21 protein-coding genes are annotated in these 22,900 nt (G+C 69.0%); 9 read left to right on the top strand and 12 right to left on the bottom strand.

Features of this window, described 5'->3' with window-relative positions:
- Positions 1–6: 6 nt before the first annotated feature.
- Positions 7–1,347, bottom strand: coding sequence for a deoxyribodipyrimidine photo-lyase (locus FHY02_RS05305; RefSeq protein ID WP_183920806.1), 1,341 nt, complete (start codon positions 1,345–1,347; stop codon positions 7–9).
- Positions 1,348–1,616: 269 nt separating this feature from the next.
- Here FHY02_RS05305 and hisI point away from each other — a divergent pair, with 269 nt between their 5' ends.
- The 4 genes from hisI to FHY02_RS05285 are packed head-to-tail and all read left to right on the top strand — an operon-like array spanning position 1,617 to position 4,785.
- Complete coding sequence (gene hisI / locus FHY02_RS05300) at positions 1,617–1,997, top strand: phosphoribosyl-AMP cyclohydrolase (protein WP_183920805.1); 381 nt, start codon at positions 1,617–1,619, stop codon at positions 1,995–1,997.
- Positions 1,994–2,497: a hypothetical protein gene (locus tag FHY02_RS05295; RefSeq protein ID WP_183920804.1), complete on the top strand. Its 504-nt coding sequence runs from the start codon at positions 1,994–1,996 to the stop codon at positions 2,495–2,497. The genes hisI and FHY02_RS05295 overlap by 4 nt, the downstream gene beginning before the upstream one ends.
- 49 nt (positions 2,498–2,546) lie before the next feature.
- A complete protein-coding gene (locus FHY02_RS05290) occupies positions 2,547–2,978 on the top strand; it encodes a MerR family DNA-binding transcriptional regulator (protein WP_183920803.1) in 432 nt (143 codons plus the stop codon).
- A 4-nt stretch (positions 2,979–2,982) separates the two neighbouring features.
- Positions 2,983–4,785 (top strand): acyl-CoA dehydrogenase C-terminal domain-containing protein, encoded by a 1,803-nt coding sequence (locus tag FHY02_RS05285; protein WP_183920802.1) that lies wholly within the window; start codon positions 2,983–2,985, stop codon positions 4,783–4,785.
- Positions 4,786–5,024: 239 nt separating this feature from the next.
- On the opposite strand, the gene FHY02_RS05280 is transcribed toward FHY02_RS05285, so the two are convergent.
- The 3 genes from FHY02_RS05280 to FHY02_RS05270 all read right to left on the bottom strand — a co-directional run bounded on the left by FHY02_RS05280 (position 5,025) and on the right by FHY02_RS05270 (position 8,666).
- A complete protein-coding gene (locus FHY02_RS05280) occupies positions 5,025–6,320 on the bottom strand; it encodes a cell wall hydrolase (RefSeq protein ID WP_183920801.1) in 1,296 nt (431 codons plus the stop codon).
- A gap of 61 nt (positions 6,321–6,381) precedes the next feature.
- A complete protein-coding gene (gene cysK, locus FHY02_RS05275) occupies positions 6,382–7,302 on the bottom strand; it encodes a cysteine synthase A (protein WP_183920800.1) in 921 nt (306 codons plus the stop codon).
- On the bottom strand, positions 7,299–8,666 hold the full coding sequence (locus FHY02_RS05270; RefSeq protein ID WP_183920799.1) for an MFS transporter: 1,368 nt from the start codon (positions 8,664–8,666) through the stop codon (positions 7,299–7,301). The genes cysK and FHY02_RS05270 overlap by 4 nt, the downstream gene beginning before the upstream one ends.
- A gap of 174 nt (positions 8,667–8,840) precedes the next feature.
- Between FHY02_RS05270 and pdhA the strand changes: the two genes are divergently transcribed.
- Together pdhA and FHY02_RS05260 are read left to right on the top strand one after the other, a co-directional pair.
- Complete coding sequence (gene pdhA / locus FHY02_RS05265) at positions 8,841–9,851, top strand: pyruvate dehydrogenase (acetyl-transferring) E1 component subunit alpha (RefSeq protein WP_260158750.1); 1,011 nt, start codon at positions 8,841–8,843, stop codon at positions 9,849–9,851.
- A gap of 1 nt (position 9,852) precedes the next feature.
- The gene (locus tag FHY02_RS05260) at positions 9,853–11,292 is read left to right on the top strand and encodes a pyruvate dehydrogenase complex E1 component subunit beta (RefSeq protein WP_183920797.1); all 1,440 of its coding nucleotides are present in this window, start codon (positions 9,853–9,855) and stop codon (positions 11,290–11,292) included.
- A 99-nt stretch (positions 11,293–11,391) separates the two neighbouring features.
- Here FHY02_RS05260 and FHY02_RS05255 read toward each other — a convergent pair whose 3' ends face one another.
- Genes FHY02_RS05255 through FHY02_RS05245 form a run of 3 tightly spaced genes read right to left on the bottom strand, consistent with a single transcriptional unit; the run spans position 11,392 to position 14,485 of the window.
- A complete protein-coding gene (locus tag FHY02_RS05255) occupies positions 11,392–12,045 on the bottom strand; it encodes a pilus assembly protein (RefSeq protein ID WP_311721326.1) in 654 nt (217 codons plus the stop codon).
- On the bottom strand, positions 12,042–12,620 hold the full coding sequence (locus FHY02_RS05250) for a TadE/TadG family type IV pilus assembly protein (protein ID WP_183920796.1): 579 nt from the start codon (positions 12,618–12,620) through the stop codon (positions 12,042–12,044). Before FHY02_RS05250 ends, FHY02_RS05255 begins: the two co-directional genes overlap by 4 nt.
- A complete protein-coding gene (locus tag FHY02_RS05245; protein WP_183920795.1) occupies positions 12,617–14,485 on the bottom strand; it encodes a pilus assembly protein TadG-related protein in 1,869 nt (622 codons plus the stop codon). Before FHY02_RS05245 ends, FHY02_RS05250 begins: the two co-directional genes overlap by 4 nt.
- 52 nt (positions 14,486–14,537) lie before the next feature.
- Here FHY02_RS05245 and FHY02_RS05240 point away from each other — a divergent pair, with 52 nt between their 5' ends.
- Together FHY02_RS05240 and FHY02_RS05235 are read left to right on the top strand one after the other, a co-directional pair.
- A complete protein-coding gene (locus FHY02_RS05240; RefSeq protein ID WP_311731776.1) occupies positions 14,538–15,218 on the top strand; it encodes a squalene/phytoene synthase family protein in 681 nt (226 codons plus the stop codon).
- A 67-nt stretch (positions 15,219–15,285) separates the two neighbouring features.
- Positions 15,286–15,747 (top strand): EF-hand domain-containing protein, encoded by a 462-nt coding sequence (locus FHY02_RS05235; RefSeq protein ID WP_183920794.1) that lies wholly within the window; start codon positions 15,286–15,288, stop codon positions 15,745–15,747.
- Positions 15,748–15,794: 47 nt separating this feature from the next.
- On the opposite strand, the gene trmFO is transcribed toward FHY02_RS05235, so the two are convergent.
- Complete coding sequence (gene trmFO / locus FHY02_RS05230) at positions 15,795–17,105, bottom strand: methylenetetrahydrofolate--tRNA-(uracil(54)-C(5))-methyltransferase (FADH(2)-oxidizing) TrmFO (RefSeq protein WP_183920793.1); 1,311 nt, start codon at positions 17,103–17,105, stop codon at positions 15,795–15,797.
- 59 nt (positions 17,106–17,164) lie between these two features.
- On the opposite strand from trmFO, the gene FHY02_RS05225 reads away from it, so the two are divergent.
- On the top strand, positions 17,165–17,596 hold the full coding sequence (locus FHY02_RS05225) for a DUF488 family protein (protein ID WP_183920792.1): 432 nt from the start codon (positions 17,165–17,167) through the stop codon (positions 17,594–17,596).
- A gap of 343 nt (positions 17,597–17,939) precedes the next feature.
- Here the strand turns inward: FHY02_RS05225 and FHY02_RS05220 are convergent, their stop codons facing one another.
- The 4 genes from FHY02_RS05220 to yaaA all read right to left on the bottom strand — a co-directional run bounded on the left by FHY02_RS05220 (position 17,940) and on the right by yaaA (position 22,794).
- The gene (locus FHY02_RS05220; protein ID WP_183920791.1) at positions 17,940–18,296 is read right to left on the bottom strand and encodes a DUF952 domain-containing protein; all 357 of its coding nucleotides are present in this window, start codon (positions 18,294–18,296) and stop codon (positions 17,940–17,942) included.
- Positions 18,296–21,109 (bottom strand): DNA gyrase subunit A, encoded by a 2,814-nt coding sequence (gene gyrA, locus FHY02_RS05215; RefSeq protein ID WP_183920790.1) that lies wholly within the window; start codon positions 21,107–21,109, stop codon positions 18,296–18,298. The genes FHY02_RS05220 and gyrA overlap by 1 nt, the downstream gene beginning before the upstream one ends.
- A 282-nt stretch (positions 21,110–21,391) precedes the next feature.
- Positions 21,392–22,051, bottom strand: a complete 660-nt coding sequence (locus FHY02_RS05210) for an SDR family oxidoreductase (protein WP_183920789.1) — start codon at positions 22,049–22,051, stop codon at positions 21,392–21,394.
- Positions 22,048–22,794, bottom strand: a complete 747-nt coding sequence (gene yaaA, locus FHY02_RS05205) for a peroxide stress protein YaaA (protein WP_183920788.1) — start codon at positions 22,792–22,794, stop codon at positions 22,048–22,050. Before yaaA ends, FHY02_RS05210 begins: the two co-directional genes overlap by 4 nt.
- Positions 22,795–22,900: the final 106 nt, after the last annotated feature.

Below are 22,900 nucleotides of genomic sequence, written 5' to 3'. Positions count from 1 at the left end.
CGCCGCCTATCGCACCTTCTTACCCGCCGCCAGCGCGCGTTCGCGTGCCTCGCGATGGCCGATCAGCATCGCGGGATAATCGTCCGGGCGGCAGCCCGCCGCCTCGGGGTCGTGGATCGCGGCATCGGGCAGATGCTTGAGCTCAGGCACCCAGTGGCGAATATAGTCGCCGGCGGCGAACTTCTCCGACTGGCCGATCGGCGCCATGATGCGACCGAACATGTTGGCGTCGACTCCGGTGCCCGCGACCCACTGCCAGTTGACCGAGTTGTTGCCGTAATCGGCGTCCACGAGGCAGTCCCAGAACCACCGCTCGCCCTCGCGCCAATCGATCAGCAGGTGCTTCACGAGGAACGATGCGGTGATCATGCGCACGCGATTGTGCATCCAGCCGCTCTGCCAGAGCTGGCGCATCCCGGCGTCGACGATCGGATAACCGGTGCGTCCGCGCTGCCACGCCTGCAGGTCGCGCCGTGCCGCCGTGTCGCTGCGCCACGGCAGCGTATCGTAGCGGCGGCGACCGTTGACGTCGGCGTAATCGGGTAACGCGCTCACCACGCCGTCGGTGAAATCGCGCCATGCAAGTTCCTTGCGGAAGGTCGTGTCGGCGCCGGCGGTGGCGTGCCAGACGGTGCGCGCCGACACCTCGCCGAAGTGCAGGTGCGGCGAGAGCCGCGACGTGCCCTCCTCGCTCGGCAGGTTGCGTCGCTCGTCATAGCCGTCGAGCGCGAGCTGCTCGACCTTGCGCAGCGCCTCGGCCTCGCCCGGCGTCCAGTCGAACCCGCCCGACCAGTCGGGCGTGGTCGGCAGCAGGTTCCAGTCGGCGAGCGAGTCGCTCTGCGGCCAGGTGTCGGGCGCGGGGATGGTGCGCGGCGCGGCGAGCGGCTTCTCAGGCGGCAGGTGCGGCTGCAGCCCTTTCCAGAAGGACGAGTAGATCCGGTACGGCGCGCCGCTGCCGGTGGTGACGTCCTCGATTCGCGTGAGGTGATTGCCGTCATACAGGCAGAGCCGCTCGCCGAGCGCCGCCTCGGCATCGCGCCACCATGGCTCATAGTGACGGACGGCATGGACGCGCTCGGCGCCGGTCTCGTCGAGCAGCGCGTTTAAAACGTCGGCCGCCCGACCGCGCCGCAGGATCAGTCGGCTACCCTTCTTCCCAAGCAACACCGACAGCGCGGCGAGGCTGTGATGTAGCCACCAGCGCTGCGCCTCGCCGATCTTCCACGCGCCGGGCGCCTCGTCGTCGAGCACGTAGATCGGGATCACCGCGCCGCTATGCGCGGCCGCGACCAACGCGGGCTGGTCATGGAGGCGGAGATCCTGGCGCAGCCATAAAAGGTCGGTCATCGCGAGGGTTACGTTCCAGGTCGGAGGCTGGTTCCTGATCCAGGTTGTGAGAACCCGACGGCGGCATGCTCGTGCCCCGTCAAAGGCCGGGGGCCAGTTTGGAGAATCTTCGTGGTTCGCGTCCGACTCGATGAACCTTGAGCCCCAACGCCGGTCAGGCGCGCCTGAGAGTCCGCTCCTCCGCACGCCGACCTCGGCCGGGGCTCGAAACGAGCTAGGACGCACATCGCCGCTTCAAACCGGCGACGACTCGCTCTAGGCGATCTCGCATGACCGACACGCGCGAGACCGGCTTCGACTTCCTCCCCAAGTTCGATGCGGCCGGGCTGGTCACCGCCGTGGTGACCGACCGTGTCAGCGGCGAGCTGCTGATGGTAGCGCACATGAACGCGGCCGCGATCGCGGCCACGCGGGCGACCGGCGAGGCGACCTTTTTCTCGCGCAGTCGCGGGCGGCTGTGGAAGAAGGGCGAGACCTCGGGCAACGTCCTGCGCGTCGTCGAGCTGCGCGTCGACTGCGACCAGGACGCCCTGTGGCTGATCGTCGATCCGGCCGGACCTGCCTGCCACACCGGCGCGCGCAGCTGCTTCTACCGCGGGGTGGCCCTCGGCGCGGCGCACACAGAGGGCGCGCTGAGCCCAGTGGCGTGATCCGCGGCGCACTCGTGTTCGCTGCGCTGCTGCTCGCCGGCTGCGACCGCGCCGCGCCGTCGAACGCACCGCGTGAGCCCGCGGGAGTCGCCTTGGAGCGCGCCGCCGAAGCCGCTGGGCTCATCGCGGCGCCGGTGCGGGACCGACCGGTCGGCGTCTTCGCGTCGGAGACCGCGCGGCTCTGCCTCGTCCCGGAAAGCGGCGGCGCCCTGAGCGCGGGCGCGAGCGTCGATTACGGCGCCGGTCAGCGCTGCGTCGCGCGCGGCGTGGCGCGTGCCGGGGCGGTGATGACGGCGGAATGGGGCAGGGGCTGTACGGTCGAGCTCCGCTACGATGGCGATGCGCTTGTCTTCCCGGCGACCTTTCCCGCGGGCTGCGAGCCGCGTTGCTCCGGCCGCGCCTCGCTCGCGGGGCTCCGGCTGGAGCGGTTGAGCGACTCCGTCGCCGAGGCACGCCGGACGCGCGGTGCAGACGGTCGGCTGCTGTGCGGTGACGACTAGCCGATCGCGCTGGTTGACGTTCACGTAAAGGGAAGCTACCCAGCTCGTCATGAGCGACCTTCTCGACGCGTCTGCCGCTTATGCTGTCGTGCCGCCGCGCGCGGACCGCGATCATTTCACCATCACCGATCTGTCGGCCGAGTTCGGCGTCACGCCGCGTGCGTTGCGTTTCTACGAGGACGAGGGGCTGATCGCGCCTGAGCGGCGCGGGATGGTGCGGATCTACTCGCACCGCGATCGCGCGCGACTGGCCTGGATTCTGCGCGGCAAGCGCGTCGGCTTCAGCCTCGCCGACATCCGCGAGATGATCGACCTCTACGACGTCGGCGACGGCCGGCAGAAGCAGCGCGCGGTGGCGATCGAGCGCTGCCGCGAGCGCATCGCCGCGCTCGAGCAACAGAAGCACGATATCGACGCCGCGATCACCGAGCTGGCCGAGTTCCTGACGGTGGTCGAGGGTGGGAAAGCCAAGGAAAGCTGAGACGATGCCGCAATATACTCCCCCCGTCCGCGACACCCGCTTCGTGCTCGAGCAGGTGATCGGGCTCGATCGCTACGCCAACGTCCCCGGCTTCGCCGCCGCCACGCCCGACACGGTCGAGGCGGTGCTGGAGGAGGGCGGGCGCTTCGTCGCCGAGGTGCTGTTCCCGCTCAACCAGTCGGGCGATCAGGAAGGCTGCACGCGCCACGCCGACGGCAGCGTCACCACGCCGAAGGGCTTCAAGGAAGCGTACCGGCAGTTCGTCGAGTCGGGCTGGGGCACGCTGAGCGCGCCCGAGGCGTTCGGCGGGCAGGGGATGCCGCACGTCGTCTCCACCGCCTTCCAGGAATATATGATCTCGGCGAACATGGCGTTCGCGATGTACCCCGGCCTCGCGCACGGCGCGATCGCGGCGCTGGTGGTGAAGGGCAGCTCGGAGCAGCAGCAGAAGTATCTGCCCAAGATGGTGTCGGGCGAGTGGGGCGGCACGATGAACCTCACCGAGCCGCAGTGCGGCACCGACCTCGGGCTGATCCGCACCCGCGCCGAGCCGCAGGCCGACGGCAGCTATACGATCACCGGCACCAAGATCTTCATCTCGGCGGGCGAGCACGACCTGACCGACAATATCATCCACCTCGTGCTGGCGAAGACGCCGGGCGCACCCGACAGCTCCAAGGGCATCTCGCTGTTCGTGGTGCCCAAGGTGCTGGTCGAGGACGACGGCTCGCTTGGCGCGCGCAACGCGGTGACGTGCGGCTCGATCGAGCACAAGATGGGCATCCACGCCAACTCGACCTGCGTGATGAACTATGACGGCGCCACCGGCTGGCTCGTCGGCGAGGAGATGAAGGGGCTCGCCGCGATGTTCATCATGATGAACGCGGCGCGGCTCGGTGTCGGGTTGCAGGGGCTCGGCGTGGCGGAGACCGCGTACCAGAATGCGGTGCAGTACGCGAGGGACCGGCGGCAGGGCCGCGCGCTCACCGGGCCGGCCGAGCCGGGCGAGAAGGCGGACACGTTGTTCGTCCACCCCGACGTTCGCCGCATGCTGATGGAGGGCAAGGCCTGGACCGAGGGGCTGCGCGCACTGTGCCTCTGGGGCGCGCTCCAGGCCGATCTCGAGCATCACGCCACCGACGAGACCGAGCGCCAGCTCGCCGGTGACCTGCTCGGGTTGCTCACCCCGGTGATCAAGGGCGTCGGCACCGACCGCGGCTACGAGATCGCGACCAACGCGCAGCAGGTCTATGGCGGGCACGGCTACATCGCCGAGTGGGGCATGGAGCAGTATGTCCGCGACGCACGCATCGCGATGATCTACGAGGGCACCAACGGCGTCCAGGCGATGGATCTGGTCGGGCGCAAGCTCGCGCTCAACGGCGGCCGCGCGGTGCAGGCGTTCGGCAAGCTGGTCATGGACGAGATCGCGGTGGGCAAGGCCCAGCCGGCCACCGCCGACCTCGCGGCGCGGCTGGAGAAGGCCGCGGGCGAGCTGCAGGCGGCGACGATGTGGTTCCTCGCCAACGGCATGAAGGATCCGAACAACGTCGGCGCGGGAGCGGTCCCGTACATGCACCTCGTTGGCGTGGTCGCGGTCGGGCTGATGTGGCTGCGCATGGCGGGCGCGGCGTCGCGGCTCAAGGCAGAGGGGGCGGGCGACGCCGCCTTCCTCGACGCCAAGCTGGTGACGGCGCGCTTTTTCGCCGAGCGCGTGCTGCCCGAGGCGGGCGCGCTGCGTCGCAAGATCGAGGGCGGCGCCGAGGCGATCATGGCGCTGCCGCCGGAGATGTTCGCGGCGGCGTGAGGAAGCTGAAGATCCTCGCCGCTCGCGGGGAGTGCGGGTTTCGGCTTGCCTTCAGCAAGCCAAGATGGTGTCCGGGGGACACCATCTCGCCCACAGTGGCAGCGCGTTAGCGCTGACGGAGGGGGCTCTCCGCGCGCGGGCCGGTGTGTTCGGGGCGAGCCCCCTCCACCACCCGGCTGCGCCGGGCGGTCCCCCTTCCCGCGAGCGGGGAGGATCTGACGGTCTCGCACCGCTCTCCTTCAGTGGAGGGGTTGGGGCTTCGCCGCGGAAGCGGGGTTCGTGGCGCCGCCGGCATCCGGTCGGTCCGACCTCGGCAACGTGCGACGCAGTTCACCTGATGCGCTCGAAGGCGAGGGGCTTTTCCCTCCCGCTTCCTCGCGCCGCCGCACGCCGTCCAGCGGCTCCGACCCGGACGGCGCCGCTCCCGACGGCGGGGCGAGCTGCGAGACCGCCTGGCGGCGCATGCACAGGCCCGGGCCCGTGCGCGGGAACTCCTTGCAGTTCCACAGCATCCGCTCGATCCCCGCGTCCTTGTTGCGGAGATAGCTGAATGACATCGCCGCGATCTGCGGCGGCGTCATCGTCGCCGACCCCGGCAGCTGCGCGCGATCCGTCCAGCCCATGAACTTGCACCGCGCGCGCTCGCCGCACGCCGCGCGCGCGGCGTCGATATAGCGCTCGGGCGAGTCGCTACCCAGCAGCATCGCGAAGGCGTCCTCATCACCCGCCAGCGGCGTCGCCGCCGGTGCCGGCGCGCCCGCGCCCGCGAGCAATGGCGCCGCCGCGGCGGTCGCGGTCTCCGCCTCGGTCAGCGCGGCCCCGAGCTGGTGCGCGGGCGACACCGGTGCCAGCGCGGCGATCACCGGCTCGGCGCTCGACACCGTGCGGCGAAAGGCAGGGGGCGTGCCCCACCAGCCGGTCCAGCGAAAGAACAGATGGGTGTGGACCTCGGCGATCTTGTCGAGGCTGGAGCTCCAATAGGGCACCACCCAATCGGTATGGTAATGCGTGGCATAGCCGACCTTCTTCTCGACCTTGCCCGCCAGCGCGTCCGCCGCGACCCTGCGCGCGCGCTCCCACGCCGGCGCGCTGGGATGCCGCGCCAGCGCACCGTCGCAGGTGAAGGTGAACTGGCACCCGGTGTTGCGCTCCGCGCCCTGGAACACGACGCCGCATACCGTCTTCGGGAAAGCGGGATGGCGCAGACGGTTGAGCACCACCTGCACCACGGCGCGCTGGCCGGCGGGATCGTCGCCGGCCTCGTACCAGGCGGCGGCGGCGAGACAGTCGGTCGCGCGCGCCAGCGCGGCGCTGTCGCCGGCGAAGCGGAACGGCTGCGCCGCCGGCTTGGGCCCGCGCACGAAGGGGATGCCGGCGTTGTAGGCGCGCGCCTCCTCGGCGGTGAGGTCCTGCAGTTCGACCGGCTCGACCTCGGGCAGCTCGGTCGGGGGCGCGACCCGCTGCGGCGGGCGCACCTTGGCGGCGATCGCACGCGGCACTGCGGGTGCGCGCTGGATCACCACCAGCGGGCCCATGATCGCCAGCAGCGCGATGCCGCCGAGGATCGCGCCCGTCCGAGTGCCGACGCCGCCCAGCTCAATTCTCCGGCAGGAAGTCCGGCACCGAGAGATAGCGCTCGCCGGTGTCGTAGTTGAAGCCGAGCACGCGCACGTCGTCGGGCAGGTCGGGCAACTTTTGCAGGATCGCGGCGAGCGTCGCGCCCGAGGAGATGCCGACCAGCATGCCTTCCTCGCGTGCGGCGCGGCGCGCCATGTCCTTGGCCACCGCGGCGTCGACCTCGATCACGCCGTCGAGCGCCTGGGTGTGGAGGTTGGCGGGGATGAAGCCAGCGCCGATCCCCTGGATCGGGTGCGGCCCGGCCTGGCCGCCCGAGATCACCGGCGAGGCCTGAGGTTCGACCGCGAAGACCTTGAGATTAGGCCATTCCTTCTTCAGCGTCTCGGCCACGCCGGTGATGTGGCCGCCGGTGCCGACGCCGGTGATGATGACGTCGATCGGCGAGTCGCGGAAATCGTTGAGGATCTCCTGCGCGGTGGTGCGGACATGGACGTCGACGTTGGCGGGGTTCTCGAACTGCTGCGGCATCCACGCGCCCGGCGTCTGCTCGACCAGCTCGAGCGCGCGCTCGATCGCCCCCTTCATGCCCTTCTCGCGCGGGGTGAGGTCGAACTGCGCGCCATAGGCGAGCATCAGCCGGCGGCGCTCGAGGCTCATGCTCTCGGGCATGACCAGGATCAGCTTATAGCCCTTCACCGCGGCGACCATGGCGAGGCCGATCCCGGTGTTGCCGCTGGTCGGCTCGACGATCGTGCCGCCGGGCGAGAGCGCGCCCGAGGCCTCGGCCGCCTCGATCATCGCCAGCGCGATGCGGTCCTTGATCGAGCCGCCGGGATTGGATCGCTCGGACTTGATCCACACTTCCGAGCCCGGGAACAGCTTGCGGACTCGGATATGCGGCGTGTTGCCGATCGTCTCCAGGATGGTCTGGGCCTTCATGGCTGCGCTACTCCGTGCTGGGGTTCTGTCTCTAGCATCTCGGGCGGGTCAAAGGTCCGTGCGTTCTTGAGTTCCGGGAACAGCCGCGACCACAGCAGCGTGATCGCGATCGCGCCGACCCCGCCGAACACCACCGCGCCGACCGGTCCGAGCAGCGACGCCATCAGCCCGCTCTCCGCCTCGCCGAGCTCGTTGGAGGCCGAGATGGTGAGCTGCGACACCGCGCTGACGCGGCCGCGCATCGAGTCGGGCGTGTGGAGCTGGATCAGCGAGGTGCGGACATAGACCGACACCATGTCCGCCCCGCCCGCGACGATCAGTCCGACGAGGCTAAGCAGGAAGTCGGTCTGGAGCACCGGCAGCCCGGCACCGAGCGCGACATGGGTGATGCCGAGCGCATCGGTTACCTGCGTCGCCACGCCGAAGGTGAGGATGCCGAGCCCGAAGACCACCACCGAGGCGAGCATCTTCACGCCGACGTTGCGCTTCATCGGCCTGAACGAGAACCAGATCGCCGTGCTCGCCGCGCCGATCCCCATCCCTGCCGCGAGCACGCCGAGCCCGGAGGCGCCGACCTGGAGGATGTCGCGCGCGAAGATCGGCAGCAGCGCGGTCGCGCCCGCCAGCAGCACGGCGAACAGGTCGAGCGTGATCGCCGCGAGCACCAGCCGGTTGCGGCGGACATAGGCGAAGCCGTCGAGGATGCGCTGAAGCGGGCGGCGGTCCTTCTGCGCGGGCGGCTGCGGCACCTTGCCGATCAGGAACATCAGCCCGAGCGCGAGCAGCAGCAGCCCCGAGATGACCCCGTACGCCACGTCGGGGTGGATCGCGTAGAGCAGCCCGCCGACGCTCGGCCCCGCGATCGTGCCGAACTGCCAGGCGATCGAGGAGATCGCGATCGCGGTCGGCAGGCTTTCCTTGGGCACGAGATTCGGCGCCAGCGCGGAATAGGCCGGCCCCGAGAAGGCGCGGGCGACCCCGATCAGGACAGCGGACACGAAAAGATATGGAAGGCCAAGCTGACCCGACCAGGTGAGCAGCCCCAGCGTCGCGGCGTTGAGCACCAGCAGCGCGGTGGTGCCGCGCACGATCCAGCGCCGGTCCACCGTGTCCGCCACCAGTCCGACCACGGGCGTCAGCAGGAACAGGGGGATGAACTGCACCAGCCCGATCATGCCGAGGAGAAAGGCGGCGTCGCGGATGTCCAGGGTCTGGCGCGCGAGGCCATAGACCTGCCAGCCGATGATGATCGCCTGCGCGCTGATAGCGATGGTGCCCGAGAAGCGCGCCAGCCAGTAAGCGCGAAAATTGGCGATGCGCAAAGGATGGCGCGGCGCGGCCGGCGGGTCGATCGGAGCGTGCATCGGACCAGCGGCGTAGACCCGCGCTGAAACCCTTGCAACCCGGTGGGGTTTGCAGTCCGACGCGACCCGCGCCTATAGGCGCCCATCTCCCCAAGGAATGAGGTCCTGTCCATCGTGGCAAAAGCCCCAGCACGCAGCCCGGCAATGGCCGGCGATACGCCCCCCGCCGACCCGATGAAGACGAATCGCGAGCGCCCGTCGGACCCGCGTCCGTATGAGGCGAGCAAGGAAGAGCTGCTCAAATTCTACGAGGACATGCTGCTGATCCGCCGCTTCGAGGAGAAGGCCGGGCAGCTCTATGGTCTCGGCCTGATCGGCGGCTTCTGCCACCTCTATATCGGTCAGGAAGCGGTCGCGGTCGGGCTCCAGTCGGCGCTGACCGATGCCGATTCGGTGATCACCGGCTATCGCGACCACGGCCATATGCTGCTGTGCGGGATCCCGCCCAAGGACGTGATGGCGGAGCTGACCGGGCGTCAGGCCGGCATCTCCAAGGGCAAGGGCGGCTCGATGCACATGTTCAGCGTCGAGCATAAGTTCTACGGTGGCCACGGCATCGTCGGCGCACAGGTGTCGCTCGGCGCCGGTCTCGCCTTCAAGCACAAGTACAGCGAGGACGGCGGCGTCTGCCTCGCCTATTTCGGCGACGGTGCGGCCAACCAGGGCCAGGTGTACGAGGCCTTCAACATGGCCGAGCTGTGGAAGCTCCCGATCATCTTCGTGATCGAGAACAACCAGTACGCCATGGGCACCAGCGTCAACCGCGCCTCGTCCGAGGACCAGCTGTACAAGCGCGGCGAGAGCTTCCGCATTCCCGGCCTGCAGATCGACGGCATGGACGTGCTGGCGGCGCGCGGCGCGGCGGAGGAGGCGCTCGCCTGGGTACGCGCGGGCAAGGGGCCGATCATCCTCGAGATGAAGACCTATCGCTACCGCGGCCACTCGATGTCCGATCCCGCCAAATACCGCTCGCGCGACGAGGTGCAGGCGGTGCGCGACAAGTCCGACCCGATCGAGGCGGTGAAGCGGACGCTGTCGGAGCTGCACGGCGCCAAGGAAGAGGACTTCAAGGCGATCGAGCAGCGTATCCGCAAGCAGGTCAACGAGTCGGCCGATTTCGCCGAGAGCACCCCCGAGCCGGATCCGGCCGAACTGTATACCGATGTCCTGGTGGAGAAGTATTGAGATGGCGATCGACATCAAGATGCCGGCGCTGTCTCCGACGATGGAGGAGGGCACGCTCGCCAAGTGGCTCGTCAAGGAAGGCGACACGGTGAAGTCCGGCGACATCATGGCCGAGATCGAGACCGATAAGGCGACGATGGAGTTCGAGGCGGTCGACGAGGGCACCGTCACCAAGATCCTGGTGGCCGAGGGCACCGACGGGGTGAAGGTCGGCACCGTGATCCTGCAGCTCGCCGGCGAGGGCGAGGAGGCGGGGTCGGCGGACTCGGCCGGTGCCGCCGCGACCAAGGACGATTCGCCGCGCGGCGACGCGCAGGCCGACGAGAAGAAGTCGGACACGGTCGAGGACTCGGCGCACCCCGCGCAGGAGAAGGTCGATACCGGCGCGCGCCAGCTGTTCGAGGCCGCTTCGCACACGTCCGAGGTGAGCGACCCGGCGGTGCCCGCGGGTACCGAGATGGTGAAGCAGACCGTCCGCGAGGCGCTGCGCGACGCGATGGCCGAGGAGATGCGCGCCGACGCGCGCGTGTTCGTGATGGGCGAGGAGGTCGCGCAGTACCAGGGCGCCTATAAGGTGACCCAGGGCCTGCTCGACGAGTTCGGCGACAAGCGCGTGATCGATACGCCGATCACCGAATACGGCTTCGCCGGCGTCGGCACCGGCGCGGCGATGGGCGGGCTGAAGCCGATCGTCGAGTTCATGACGTTCAACTTCGCCATGCAGGCGATCGACCATATCATCAACTCGGCCGCGAAGACCAACTACATGTCGGGCGGCCAGATGCGCTGCCCGATCGTGTTCCGCGGCCCCAACGGCGCGGCGAGCCGAGTCGGCGCGCAGCACTCGCAGAACTACGGCCCGTGGTACGCCAGCGTCCCCGGCCTGATCGTGATCGCGCCCTATGACGCGGCCGACGCCAAGGGCCTGCTCAAGGCGGCGATCCGCAGCCAGGACCCGGTCGTGTTCCTCGAGAACGAGCTGCTCTACGGCCGCTCGTTCGAGGTGCCCAAGCTGGACGATTGGGTGCTGCCGATCGGCAAGGCGCGCATCATGCGCCAGGGCAAGGACGTGACGATCGTGAGCTACTCGATCGGCGTCGGGCTCGCGCTAGAGGCGGCCGAGAAGCTGGCGGGCGAGGGCGTCGAGGCCGAGGTGATCGACCTGCGCACGCTGCGCCCGCTCGACACCAAGACGGTGCTCAAGAGCCTCGCCAAGACCAACCGCCTGGTGGTGGTGGAAGAGGGCTGGCCGACCTGCTCCATCGCCTCGGAGATCGCCGCGGTGGTGATGGAGCAGGGCTTCGACGACCTCGACGCCCCGGTGCTGCGCGTCACCAACGAGGACGTGCCGCTGCCCTATGCCGCCAACCTCGAGAAGCTGGCGCTGATCTCCGCGGACAAGATCGTCGCCGCGGTGAAGAAAGTGACCTACCGCAAGTGACCGTGCCGGCGAAGCGGGTAAGTGGCGCGCGCGCCACTTACCCGCTTCCGTGGTGCGCCATTCGTTGCGCGATGATCTACACGTGACGCTCGCTGTCGCTTACAACCCGTCCGCGGTCGTGCACTTGCTCTTGGCGGGAAACTGATCGACCGAGGAGGGCGTCTGGAACTGCGTGCTGCGCGCGCGATAAGTCGCGGTGCGGGTGATCGCGGTGCCGAGATCGATCCAGCCGAAGGGTCGGCGGCTGATCAGCGGCTGGTAATCGTAGGTCACCTGCACGTGGAACAGGATCTCATCCAGCGGCAGCGCCCGGCTGGCCGGCAGGGTCGCCAGCGCGCTCGACTGTGCGCAGCCGAGCAGCGGGGTCGCCGCGACGTAATTGCCGTCGAAGCGCTGCCACAGAAAGCGCTTCTCGATCACGCCGTCGCCGTCGTTGTCGGTCCCCTTCACGCTGCTGATCACCACGCGCCCGTGGTTGCGCAGGTCGAAAGGCTGAGCGGTGATGTCGATCGCGCTGAACAGGTCGTAGATCTGCTTCTCGCTCGCGCCGACCGAGCCGACGCCGCTCTGCGCCACCAGATCCGCCGTCATCGAGGCGAGCCGCTGCGCGCGATTGTTCGCCATCACCCAGTTGGCGAACTCGAGCCCGGTGAGCACGAAACCGAGGAACAGCGGCATGACGAGCGCGAGCTCGAGCATGGCCACAGCGCGGCGCTCGCGGGCGAGCCGGGCGAGCAGAGCGCGGGCGCTCACGAGGTGCGGCTCACGGCTTCGTTGCGCACCACGGTGGTGGCCGAGAGGTTGATCAGCGACCCCATCGCCCACTGCGTGCCGAGGAAGCCGAACAGCACCTTCTTGGGGTAGCGTACGGTGATGCTCAACACGTCGCCGGCGCTGCCCATCGTCCCGGTGATCGGGGTGGCAGGGTCCCATTTACCGTTCTTGTTGCGGTCGGTGAAGGTCTCGCCCAGGTCGTACTTGCCGTTGCGGTTGGCGTCGACATAGACTTCCGGATAGGCCGTGCTGAAATCAGCGAAGACGCGCGTATCGATCGACATCTGCTGGCCGGTGGCGAGCGGGAAGCTGCTCATCGCGGTGGTGATGCTCTGGCGCATCACCGTATCGCGCGCGGCCTGGCTGTTGTCGACGCTCGCGGTGGCGACGCGCGCGGCCTCGACCACGGCGCCGTCGAGCACCATGCGCGCGACCAGCATATGGCCGAGCTCGATCGTGCCGCACACCGCGCTGAGCACCACCGGCAGGATCAGCGCGAACTCGATCACGGTGGCGCCGCGGCGATCGCGGACGAGGGCGAGCGCGCGCGTCATTGCGTCAGGTGCAGGTCGACGAGCTCGGCCGCGACGTTCTGGAACGCGGCGTTGAGCTGGGTGGCATCGCTGGTACGATACACGCGACCGGGAGCACAGGCGTTAAAGACGTTGTCGACCGCGGTGCTGTTCTTCACCAGCGTGATGATGTAAACGTCGGGGGCGTTATCTTCTCGCTGTATATTGGCGCAGGTCTTTGCGAAACGGCGCAGCATCTGTTCCTCGGCGCTGTCGCTGGTGGAAGAAATCGCTAGGTCGGACCAGCGCCCGTACCAAGTAAAGGTGCGATCGATATAGTTGTTCTGTGCTTCCGTGACTTCATTGAGGCCGTCGGTCATGAAGACGATAGCGCGGCGCGGCTTCTCGGCGGGTAGCCCGGTCGGCCGGGGGCGCGTGAAGACGTCGTCGCGGACGAGCAGGCGGTAACCCCATAGCAGGCCGGTGTGATGGATCGTGCCGTTCGCCGGCTTGATGGCGGCGTTCTTGTCGCGAATGTAGGACGTGTACTCCGCTTTCGTGCGATTGTAGAGCGGCAGCATCGCTTCCTCAGGGCACTGCCAGTTGGGGCTGTTACCTGGGGTGTTGCCACTTGTCATGACAACGGAGGTACTGGGCTTGGCAGCCCAGGAGCTGTATTTTGGCAGCCGTGTCCAGTCGACTTTCCAGTTCGCGCCGATGCGAGTGCCGTCGCCGGATGCGTAATAACTGTCGTCCAGCCTGCGGATCACGTCGTTCTGCGTATTCGCGCTGCCATCCTCGTTCAATCCCATGTAATAATCATAAAGCCAAGACCGGTAGGCCGCGCTGTTGACCAGCTTCTGAGCGCCTGCGGCACCTTCGGGGGAAGCGTCGAGGCGATACAGATTCGAATTTCCGGCGGCCTGATAATAGTCGCTATCTTGATCGATAAGCTTGTTCGTGGGCACGCCGCCCGTGGCGGGCTTCTTGAACGTAGGAACATATATAGGCGGGATGAAGTAAGGCGCGACCGTCGGATTGCTTCCCTCGCCGGGAAGGGTGCGGGTGACGTCCCAGGCGTTCGGCTCGGACACGAAGCGATCGGCGCTCAGATCGCGCACCGTCGCGTCGTTCATGACGCAACCCTTCCACGCATAGGGATTGCTCGGCCAGGCGCCCCAATCGTTGACGAACCCGGCGTTGAAGCCGACCACGGGCGTGACCGAGTTGGGCCGCGCCTTCTCGAGCAATCTGCCGACGTTCACCGTGATGTCATAGGGGATGAAGCCGAGCGCAAGGTCCTTGCGCTGCGTCCCGCCCTGAAAGAGGATGTCGACGAAGCTGTTCGACGCGTCCTTGAGCGCCTGGATGCGCGTCTTGCCGTTCGACAAGGGATCCGCCATCGAGCCGGTGTTGTCGAGCACCACCATGACCTCGAGCGTGCGCGGCTGGAGTTCGGCCTTGGCCACGGCGCGCATCGTCACGTCGCGAAAGCCGAACAGCCGCATGAACGACATGTCGAGCGTCGCCGCGGCGTTGACGGTGGTGACGTTGACGCCGTTGACGACCGCGAAGGTCGGCGTGACGATCACGTTGGTGGTGCCCATGTAGGCGGGCGAGCGCGAGAAATTGCCGTCGAAATAGGAGTCGACCTGCTTGCTGCGGCTGTTCGGGCTGTTGTCGGTGACGCCGAAGGCGCGCGCGCCGGCCAGCGCGGCGGCGTCGACCCCGGCTTGCAGCTGCGACTTGACGATATACATGCGGCCGACGTCGATTGCGCTGCCGAGCGAGCCGATGCCGACGACCAGTCCCGCTGCCATGATCCCGATCGTCGAGCCGCGCCGATCGTGCAGGAGTGGCGTCAGTCGGTAGCGGAGCGACGGGAACAAGCGGGATCGGCTGCGCATCTGATACCTTCCGGTGCGCGGGCGGCGCGAACGTGGTGGAGCGACCGTTAGCGTGATCAAGGTTGATAAATCGCCAACGCTTGCCGGTGCGGCGACCGAGCGCGCGCTCGTGCTCGGCTATGCGCCCGCCGACGCGCGCGACGGGCTCGCCGCTTTGCTCGCGCTCGACGAGCGGCTCGGCGCGATCCTGCGCACTACGCGCGAGCCGCTGGTGGGGCAGATGCGGCTGACCTGGTGGTATGAGGCGCTGGAGGCCTTGGACCATGCGCCCGCACCTGCCGAGCCGGTGCTGGCCACCCTGAGCCAGAAAGTGGTCGCGCAAGTACCGGGGACGATGCTGGCGCGGCAGATCGAGGGCTGGGAAGCGCTGCTCGACACGCCGCTGACGATCGGCGCGCTGGAGGCGCATGCGAGGGCGCGCGGCGGCGGCCTCTTCGCCGCGGCCGCGACGCTGCTCGCGACGCCGCCGAACGACACGATCGTCCGGAGCGGGGAGGGCTGGGTGCTTGCGGATCTGGCGCGACACCTGAGTGATCCTGCGCTGGCTACCGCCGCACACGCCGCCGCGCTGGAGCGCCTGTCGGGCGCGCTCGACCAGCGCTGGCCGGCGCGCGTGCGTGCGCTGGGGGCGCTCGCCTGGCTGGCGCGACTCGACCTCACGCACCCGACTCGGCCAGCGGGTCATCCGACCCGCGCGGCGCGGCTGCTTTGGCACCGCCTTTCCGGGCGATAACGGCGGGCGCTTGCACGCCCTCGCCGGCGCCCGATAGCCTCCGCCGCACGTGGTGGGGAGATGAGGCATGTGGCGGTATCTGGCGGGCGGCGTGGCCGCCCTGCTGCTGGTGGCGGGTGGCTGGCTGATCGTCGGCGGTCAGGCGCGTTCGGGCGCGCCGACCAGTGCTCCCCCGGCGGCACGGCCGAGCGACACGGCGGCGTCGTCCGCACCGGCACCCGATTTGCCCGAGGCGAGCGACGCCACGCGCACGCACCGGCGCTTCGAGCGGTTCGATCGCGACCGCGACGGCAAGGTCACGCGCGCCGAATATCTTGAGCCGCGCCGCAAGGCTTTTGCCAAACTGGACCGCGACGGCGACGGCAAGCTCAGCTTCGACGAATGGGCCGCCCGTACCGTCGACCGTTTCGCCGCGGCCGATCGCGACCGATCGGGCGCGCTCGACGAGAAGGAGTTCGCGGCGACGGCGCCGAAGCGCAAGCAGCGGCGCACGAGCCCCTGCCCGGAGTCGGCGCACGCCGACGATTGAGCGCGCGCTCTCGCCCGCGATCGACCTGCGTCGCGCCGGCTCTTACCTCAGGCCGCGATCCACGCCGCCAGCGCGGCGCGCGCGCGATCGGTGTACAGCTTCTTGCGGTCCGCCTTCTTGGTGCGTCCGGGGATCGGCGGGAACAGGCCGAAGTTGACGTTCATCGGCTGGTAGCTCTCCGCCTCGGCGCCGCCGGTGATATGGCCGAGCAGCGCGCCGAGCGCGGTCTCCACGGGCGGGGCCGCCATCGCACCGCCGCGCAGCTCGGCGGCGGCGAAGCGACCCGCCAGCAGCCCGATCGCGGCGCTCTCGACATAGCCCTCACAGCCCGTGATCTGCCCGGCGAAGCGCAGGTTCGGGCGCGAGCGCAGCCGCAGCTGGGGGTCGAGCAGCTCGGGGGAGCGGATGAAGGTGTTGCGGTGCAGCCCGCCCAGCCGCGCGAACTCGGCCTTCTCCAGCCCGGGGATGGTTCGGAACAGCCGCACCTGCTCGGCGTGCTTGAGCTTGGTCTGGAAGCCGACGATGTTCCATAAGGTGCCGTGCGCGTTGTCCTGACGCAGCTGCACTGCCGCATAGGGCCAGCGCCCGGTACGCGGATCGTCGAGCCCGACGCCCTTCATCGGCCCGAAGCGCAGCGTCTCCCGCCCGCGCTCGGCCATCACCTCGATCGGCATGCAGCCCTCGAAATAGGGCACGTTCTCCCACTCGCGATACTCGGTCTTCTCGCCGGCGAGCAGGCCGTCGACGAAGGCGTGATACTGGTCCTTGTCGAGAGGGCAGTTGATGTAGTCCGTGCCGTCACCCTTGTTCCAGCGGCTCTGGAACCAGGCGGTGTCGAGGTCGACGGAGTCGCGGTGGACGATCGGCGCGATCGCGTCGAAGAAGGCGAGCGCGTCGCGGCCGGTCTCGCCCGCGATCCGCTCCGATAGCGCCGGCGCGGTGAGCGGGCCGGTGGCGATGATCGCGGGCGTGTCGGGCAGCGTGTCGACTCGCTCGCGTACGATCGTCACGTTCGGATGCGCCTCCAGCGCGGCGGTGACGCCGGCGGAGAAACCGTCGCGGTCCATCGCCAATGCCGAGCCGGCGGGAACGCGGTGGCGGTCGCCCTCGCACAGGATCAGCGAGCCGAGCGCACGCATTTCCTGGTGGAGCAGGCCGACCGCGTTGCTCTCGGCATCGTCGGAGCGGAAGCTGTTCGAGCAGACCAGTTCGGCGAGCGAGTCGCCGTGGTGCGCCGGTGTGGTGTCGCCGCCGCCGCGCATCTCGGAGAGGCGGACGCGCCACCCTGCCTCGGCCAGCTGCCACGCCGCCTCCGAGCCGGCAAGTCCCCCGCCGATCACGTGAATGTCATGTTCCATGAAGTGCGCGATAGCGGCTCGCGCTTGCCTTGTCAGGTGCGCGCGCCCAGCGTGGCGCGATGACGATCTACACCATCGGCTATGAGGGGGTGACGGTCGACTCCTTCCTCGCCGCGCTGGCCGCGGCGGGCGTGCGGCGCGTGATCGACGTGCGCGCGCTGCCGCTGTCGCGTAGGCCGGGCTTCTCCAAATCGTCGCTTGCCGCGGCGCTGAGCGCGGTCGGGATCGACTATGTCCACCTGAAACCGCTCGGTACGCCCAAGCCGGGTCGGGACGCCGCCAAGAAGGGCGACGTGGCGACGCTCACCGCGGTATACGAGGCGCAGCTCGCGTTGCCCGAGGCGCAGGTCGCCGCGGCGCGCATGCTCGAGCTGGCCGACGAGCGGCCGAGCGCGCTGTTGTGCTTCGAGCGCGACCCATGCCACTGCCACCGTACGTTGCTCCTCGCTGCGGTGGGCGATGGGCGCGAGGTGATCGACCTGTACGCGTAGGGTGAGGTGGCACGGTGCTCCTGCGGCGGCAGGAGCCTAGGCGTGATGGGCGCGACACTGCTGGCCTTAGGCTCCCCCGTTCGCGGGAGCACGGTTTGGTGCGACGCAGCAGGCAGCTCGCTTCTCGTCATCCCGGACTTGGTCCGGGCTCCACGATGTCGCGTTCTCAGCGGCCCGTGAGTACGCGGAAGAGGTAGGCTCCCGAACGAGTCCGGGGTGATGGTGGCGCGAGTGGTGACCGAGGCGACCGCAGAAAGAGCCGCCACCGGTGGCGGCATAGATGCCGGGTCAAGTCCGGCATGACGGAAGGCGGTCGGCCATCTAGCCGCCCACCCCGCCAAACTCACCCGGAGACGGGCAGCTTAACCGTGCCGTCGTCGCCCCGCTCGAGCGGTCCATAGGCGACCACCGTCTCGAGCAGCAGCGGCTCGTAGAGGTGCGGGAAGAGCTGGCCCTCGCGCGCCGCCTCCCATTTCACGCGATCGCCTAAAGCCTCGAGATCGACCGCAGCGACGTGAAGATCGTCTTGTCCGGCGAAATGCTTGTCCACCGTCGCGGTGAGCTGCGCCGCGGTCGAGAGATGGACGAAGCCGTCGGCCAGGTCGACGGGCGCCCCGGCGAATCGCCCGTCACGCTCCAGCGCGGCGAGCTGCTCGCCGGTCATCACCTTATAGGCCAGCATCGGCCGTTCGTCCGCCATCACGCCTGCTCCCCGTCGTCGTCACTCTCGTCGACGTTTTCGCCCAGCGTGTCAGGGCCGGTGCCGTCGTCGAGCGTCAGCTGGTCGCTCGCGGCAACGGGTGCCGCCTCGTCGAGCTCGGCCGCGACCGCCGCCTCGGCGGCGTCCTCGGGCTCGGGCTCCTCGTCGATCCGCGCCGCCGAGACGACATGCTCGTCCGCCGCGACGTTGAACAGCCGCACGCCGGCCGAGCCGCGCCCGATCACGCGCAGCGAGGCGAGCGGCATGCGGATCATCTTGGCCTGGTCGGTAACCAGCATCAGCTGCTCGGCCTTACTCGCCGCAAAGCTCGCCACCACCGCGCCGTTGCGCGCGATATTGTCGATGTTGGTGATGCCCTGGCCGCCGCGCCCGGTGCGGCGATACTCATAGGCCGAGCTCAGCTTGCCATAGCCGTTGGCGCAGACCGTCAGCACGAACTGCTCCCTGGCGCGGAGATCCTCGAAGCGGATCTGGTCCATCACGCGCGGCGCGCGCTCGGCATCCTCGGCCTTCCACGGCGCGTGGCGGAGGTAATCGTCGCGCTCCTCCTGGTCGCGGATGCCGGCGCGGTGCAGCACCGAGAGCGAGATCACCTGGTCGTCGCCCTTGAGCGCGATGCCGCGCACGCCGGTCGAGTTGCGGCTCTGGAACTCGCGCACCTCGTCGGCGGCGAAGCGGATCGCCTTGCCACACTTGGTCGCGAGCAGCACGTCGTCGCCCTCGTCGAGCAGCGCCACGCCGATGAGGCGATCGTCGGCATCCTCGCCCTCGAACTTCATCGCGATCTTGCCGTTGGACGGCACGTTGGTGAAGGCGTCCATGCTGTTGCGCCGCACCGATCCCTTGGCGGTGGCGAACATCACGTGGAGCTTGCCCCATTCCGCCTCGTCCTCGGGCAGCGGCAGCACGGTGGAGATCGTCTCGCCCTGCTCGAGCGGGAGCAGGTTGATCATCGGCCGTCCGCGCGTGGCAGGGCCCCCCTCGGGTAGCTTCCACACCTTCATGCGATAGACGCGGCCCAGCGTGGAGAAGAACAGCACCGGCGTGTGCGTCGAGGTGACGAACAGCTTGGTGACGACGTCCTCATCCTTGGTCGCCATCGCGCTGCGACCCTTGCCGCCGCGCGCCTGAGCGCGGAAGGCGTCGAGCGGGGTGCGCTTGATATAGCCGGCCATGGTGACGGTGACGACCATCTCCTCGCGCTCGATCAGGTCCTCGTCGTCGATCCCGTCGGCGGCGGCGGCGATCTCGGTGCGTCGCGGCGTCGCGAACTGCTCGCGCACGTCGCGGAATTCCTCGCGCATCACCGCGTAGAGCTTCACCCGGTCCGACAGGATCGCGAGCAGCTCGGTGATCGAGTCGGCCAGCGTCTTGAGCTCGTCGCCGATCTCGTCGCGTCCCAGCGCGGTGAGGCGGTGGAGGCGCAGGTCGAGGATGGCGCGGACCTGCACCTCGCTGAGGCGATAGGTGTCGCCCGCGACGTCGGTCTCGAGCGCCTCGACCAGGCGAAGATAGGGCGCGATCTCGGCGATAGGCCAGTCGCGCGACAGCAGCTTGGCACGCGCCTCCGCCGGGCTCGACGAGCCGCGGATGATGCGGACCACCTCGTCGAGGTTGGTCACCGCGATGACCAGCCCGAGCAAGATGTGCGCGCGCTCGCGCGCCTTGTTGAGCTCGAACTTGGCGCGGCGCGTGATCACCTGCTCGCGGAAAGTGACGAAGGCCGCGATGATGTCGCGCAGGTTGAGCAGCTCGGGCCGGCCGCCGCGGATGGCCAGCATGTTCGCCGGGAAAGAGCCCTGCGCCGGCGTGTGGCGCCATAGCTGGTTGAGCACCACCTCGGGCGTGGCGTCGCGCTTGAGGTCGATGACGATCCGCACGCCCTCGCGGTTCGACTCGTCGCGGATGTCGCTGACGCCCTCGACCCGCTTCTCCTTGGCGGCGTCGGCGATCTTCTCGACCAGCGCGTTCTTGCCCTGCTGGAACGGGATCTCGGTCAGCACGATCGAGGTGCGATCGCCGCGCCCGGTCTCGATCTTATAGCGCGAACGGACGATGATCGAGCCGCGCCCGGTCTCGTAGGCGGAGCGCGCGCCCGCGCGGCCGAGGATGATCGCGCCGGTCGGGAAATCCGGGCCGGGGACGATCTCCATCAGCTCCTCGGTCGTGATCGCCCCGTTGTCGAGATAGGCGAGACAGGCGTCGACCACCTCGCCGAGATTGTGCGGCGGGATGTTGGTGGCCATGCCGACCGCGATGCCGCCGGCGCCGTTGACGAGCAGGTTGGGGAAGCGCGCGGGCAGCACCTGCGGCTCGCGCTCGCTCGCGTCGTAATTGGGCTGGAAGTCGACCGTGTCCTTGTCGAGGTCATCGAGCAGGTAATTGGCCGCCTTGGCCAGCCGCGCCTCGGTGTAGCGCATCGCCGCGGGCGGATCGGGATCCATCGAGCCGAAGTTGCCCTGGCCGTCGATCAGCGGCAGCCGCATCGACCAGTCTTGCGTCATGCGCGCCAAGGCGTCGTAGATCGCGGTGTCGCCGTGCGGGTGATATTTACCGATCACGTCACCGACGATGCGCGCGGACTTGCGATACGGCCGATTGTAGAGGAACCCGCTCTCGCTTGCGGAGAAGAGGATGCGGCGATGGACCGGCTTCAGGCCGTCGCGCACGTCGGGCAGCGCGCGCGCGACGATCACGCTCATGGCGTAATCGAGGTAGCTGGTCTTCATCTCCTCGACGATGGAGATGGGGGCGATGTCAGACGGATCGGCGAGGACGGTGTCGTCGGCCAAGATGCTTCTTTCTTTTGCGGAATCGTTGCTGGGCGGGGTGTAGGACGGCGCGGCCACAAAGTCACGCGTACGCGCGCGCACGCGTGAGGAGGGTTACCCGATGCGGGGGGTGGAGCGCGGGGACGCCCTTCCACTAAGCTCCACCCCGGCGGACGCCGGGGTCCAGGTGGGGGGCGTCAGCGAGCGCCACCGAGCTTTCCCAACTGGACCCCGGCGTCCGCCGGGGTGGTCGGTGGGGAGAGGGCAGGGGTGGTCGGTGGAAAGAGGGATGCGCCTTCCCTCCTACGGCGCGATCTCGACACCGTCCCAGGCGAAGATCTTGCCGCTGTCGGTCGGGCGCAGCCCGTCGAGCACGTCGAGCAGCTGAACCGCGGCGCGGCCGGGCTGGAACAGGTCGCGCCCGCGCTGCTGGAACGGCTGGGACAGCCGCGTGTCGACCGTACCCGGGTGCAGCGCCACCACCAGCCCGCGATCGTTGCGGCGCTTGTCCTCGATCGCGAGCGTGCGGATCAGCTGGTTGAGCGCCGCCTTGCTCGCACGATAGCCGTACCAGCCGCCGAGCCGGTTGTCCGAGATGCTGCCGACGCGCGCCGACAACGCCGCGAACACCGACCGGCCGGTGCGCGGCATGATCGGCAGGAAATGCTTGGCTACCAGCGCGGGCCCGATCGCGTTGACCGCATATTGCCGCGCCAGCCAGACCGGATCCAGGTCGCGCAGCGCTTTCTCCGGACCGTGCTCGGCGTCGTGGAGCAGCCCCGTGGCGACCACCACCAGCTCGGGCGTGCCGGCACGCGCCGCGGCAGCGGCGATGGTCGCCTCGTCGGTTACGTCGAGGTCGACGCGAGTAAGCCGCAGCACCTCACCGCCTTCCTCCTCCAGCGCCTCAGCAAGCGCGGCACCGATGCCGCCACCAGCCCCGATCACCACCGCGCGGGTCATGCCGCGCGCTCGAAGGTCCAGCGCGCGTCGTCGCTCTGGTCGGCCGCGTAGCGGTAGCCGGCAGTGTCGAAGGCTCTCATCCCTTCAAGCTCGGTGACGTGATGCTCGACAAGGAAGCGCGCCATCATCCCGCGCGCCTTCTTGGCGTGAAAGCTGACGAAGCGGCCGTCTGCCTCGCGGAAGTCGACCGCGAGCACGCGCACGTCGGCGGGCAGCCGATCGGCGACCACCTCCCAATATTCCTGGCTGGCGAGGTTGAGCACCACGCCCGACCCCTCCGCCGCGAGATCATCGGCGAGCGCCTTGGCGACGCGATCGTCCCACCAGTCGGTCAGCTTCTTCTTCCGCGGCGCCCAGCGCGTGCCCATCTCGAGGCGATAGGGCCGGATGCCGTCGAGCGGGCGCAGGATGCCGTACAGCCCCGACAGCAGGCGGACATGGTCCTGCGCGAACCGTACCGCCGCCTCGTCGAGCGTCTTGGCCTCGAACCCGGCGTAGACGTCGCCCGCGAAGGTGAAGAGCGCGGGGCGCTCCTCGGCGGCGTCGAAGTCGCGGAAGCGATCGGCGTTGAGCTTGGCCAGAGCGGGCGAGATCTTCATCAGCTCGCCCAGCTTCTTCTGCGTGAGGTGCGAGGCGGCGTGGGCCAACGTCGCGGCTTCGGCGGCGAAGCGCGCGGGGGTGGCGGGGAAGGGCGGCGGGGTCTCTAGGTCCAGCGTCTTGGCTGGGGACAGCACGGCGATCATCGCGTCGCCCTACGCTCCGTCCGAGGTGCGTTCAATCGCGGTTCAGCGGCGACACGCAATGTCACCGACGCTTCCTTGAACCGCCGCGTGACCGGCACTAGAGCGT

The organism is Sphingomonas sp. BK069 (genome assembly GCF_014193405.1).
In the GTDB taxonomy this organism is placed as follows: Bacteria; Pseudomonadota; Alphaproteobacteria; order Sphingomonadales; family Sphingomonadaceae; genus Sphingomonas.
Note: the sequence above shows the minus strand (reverse complement) of the source record. Positions and strands in the feature narration are given on the sequence as shown.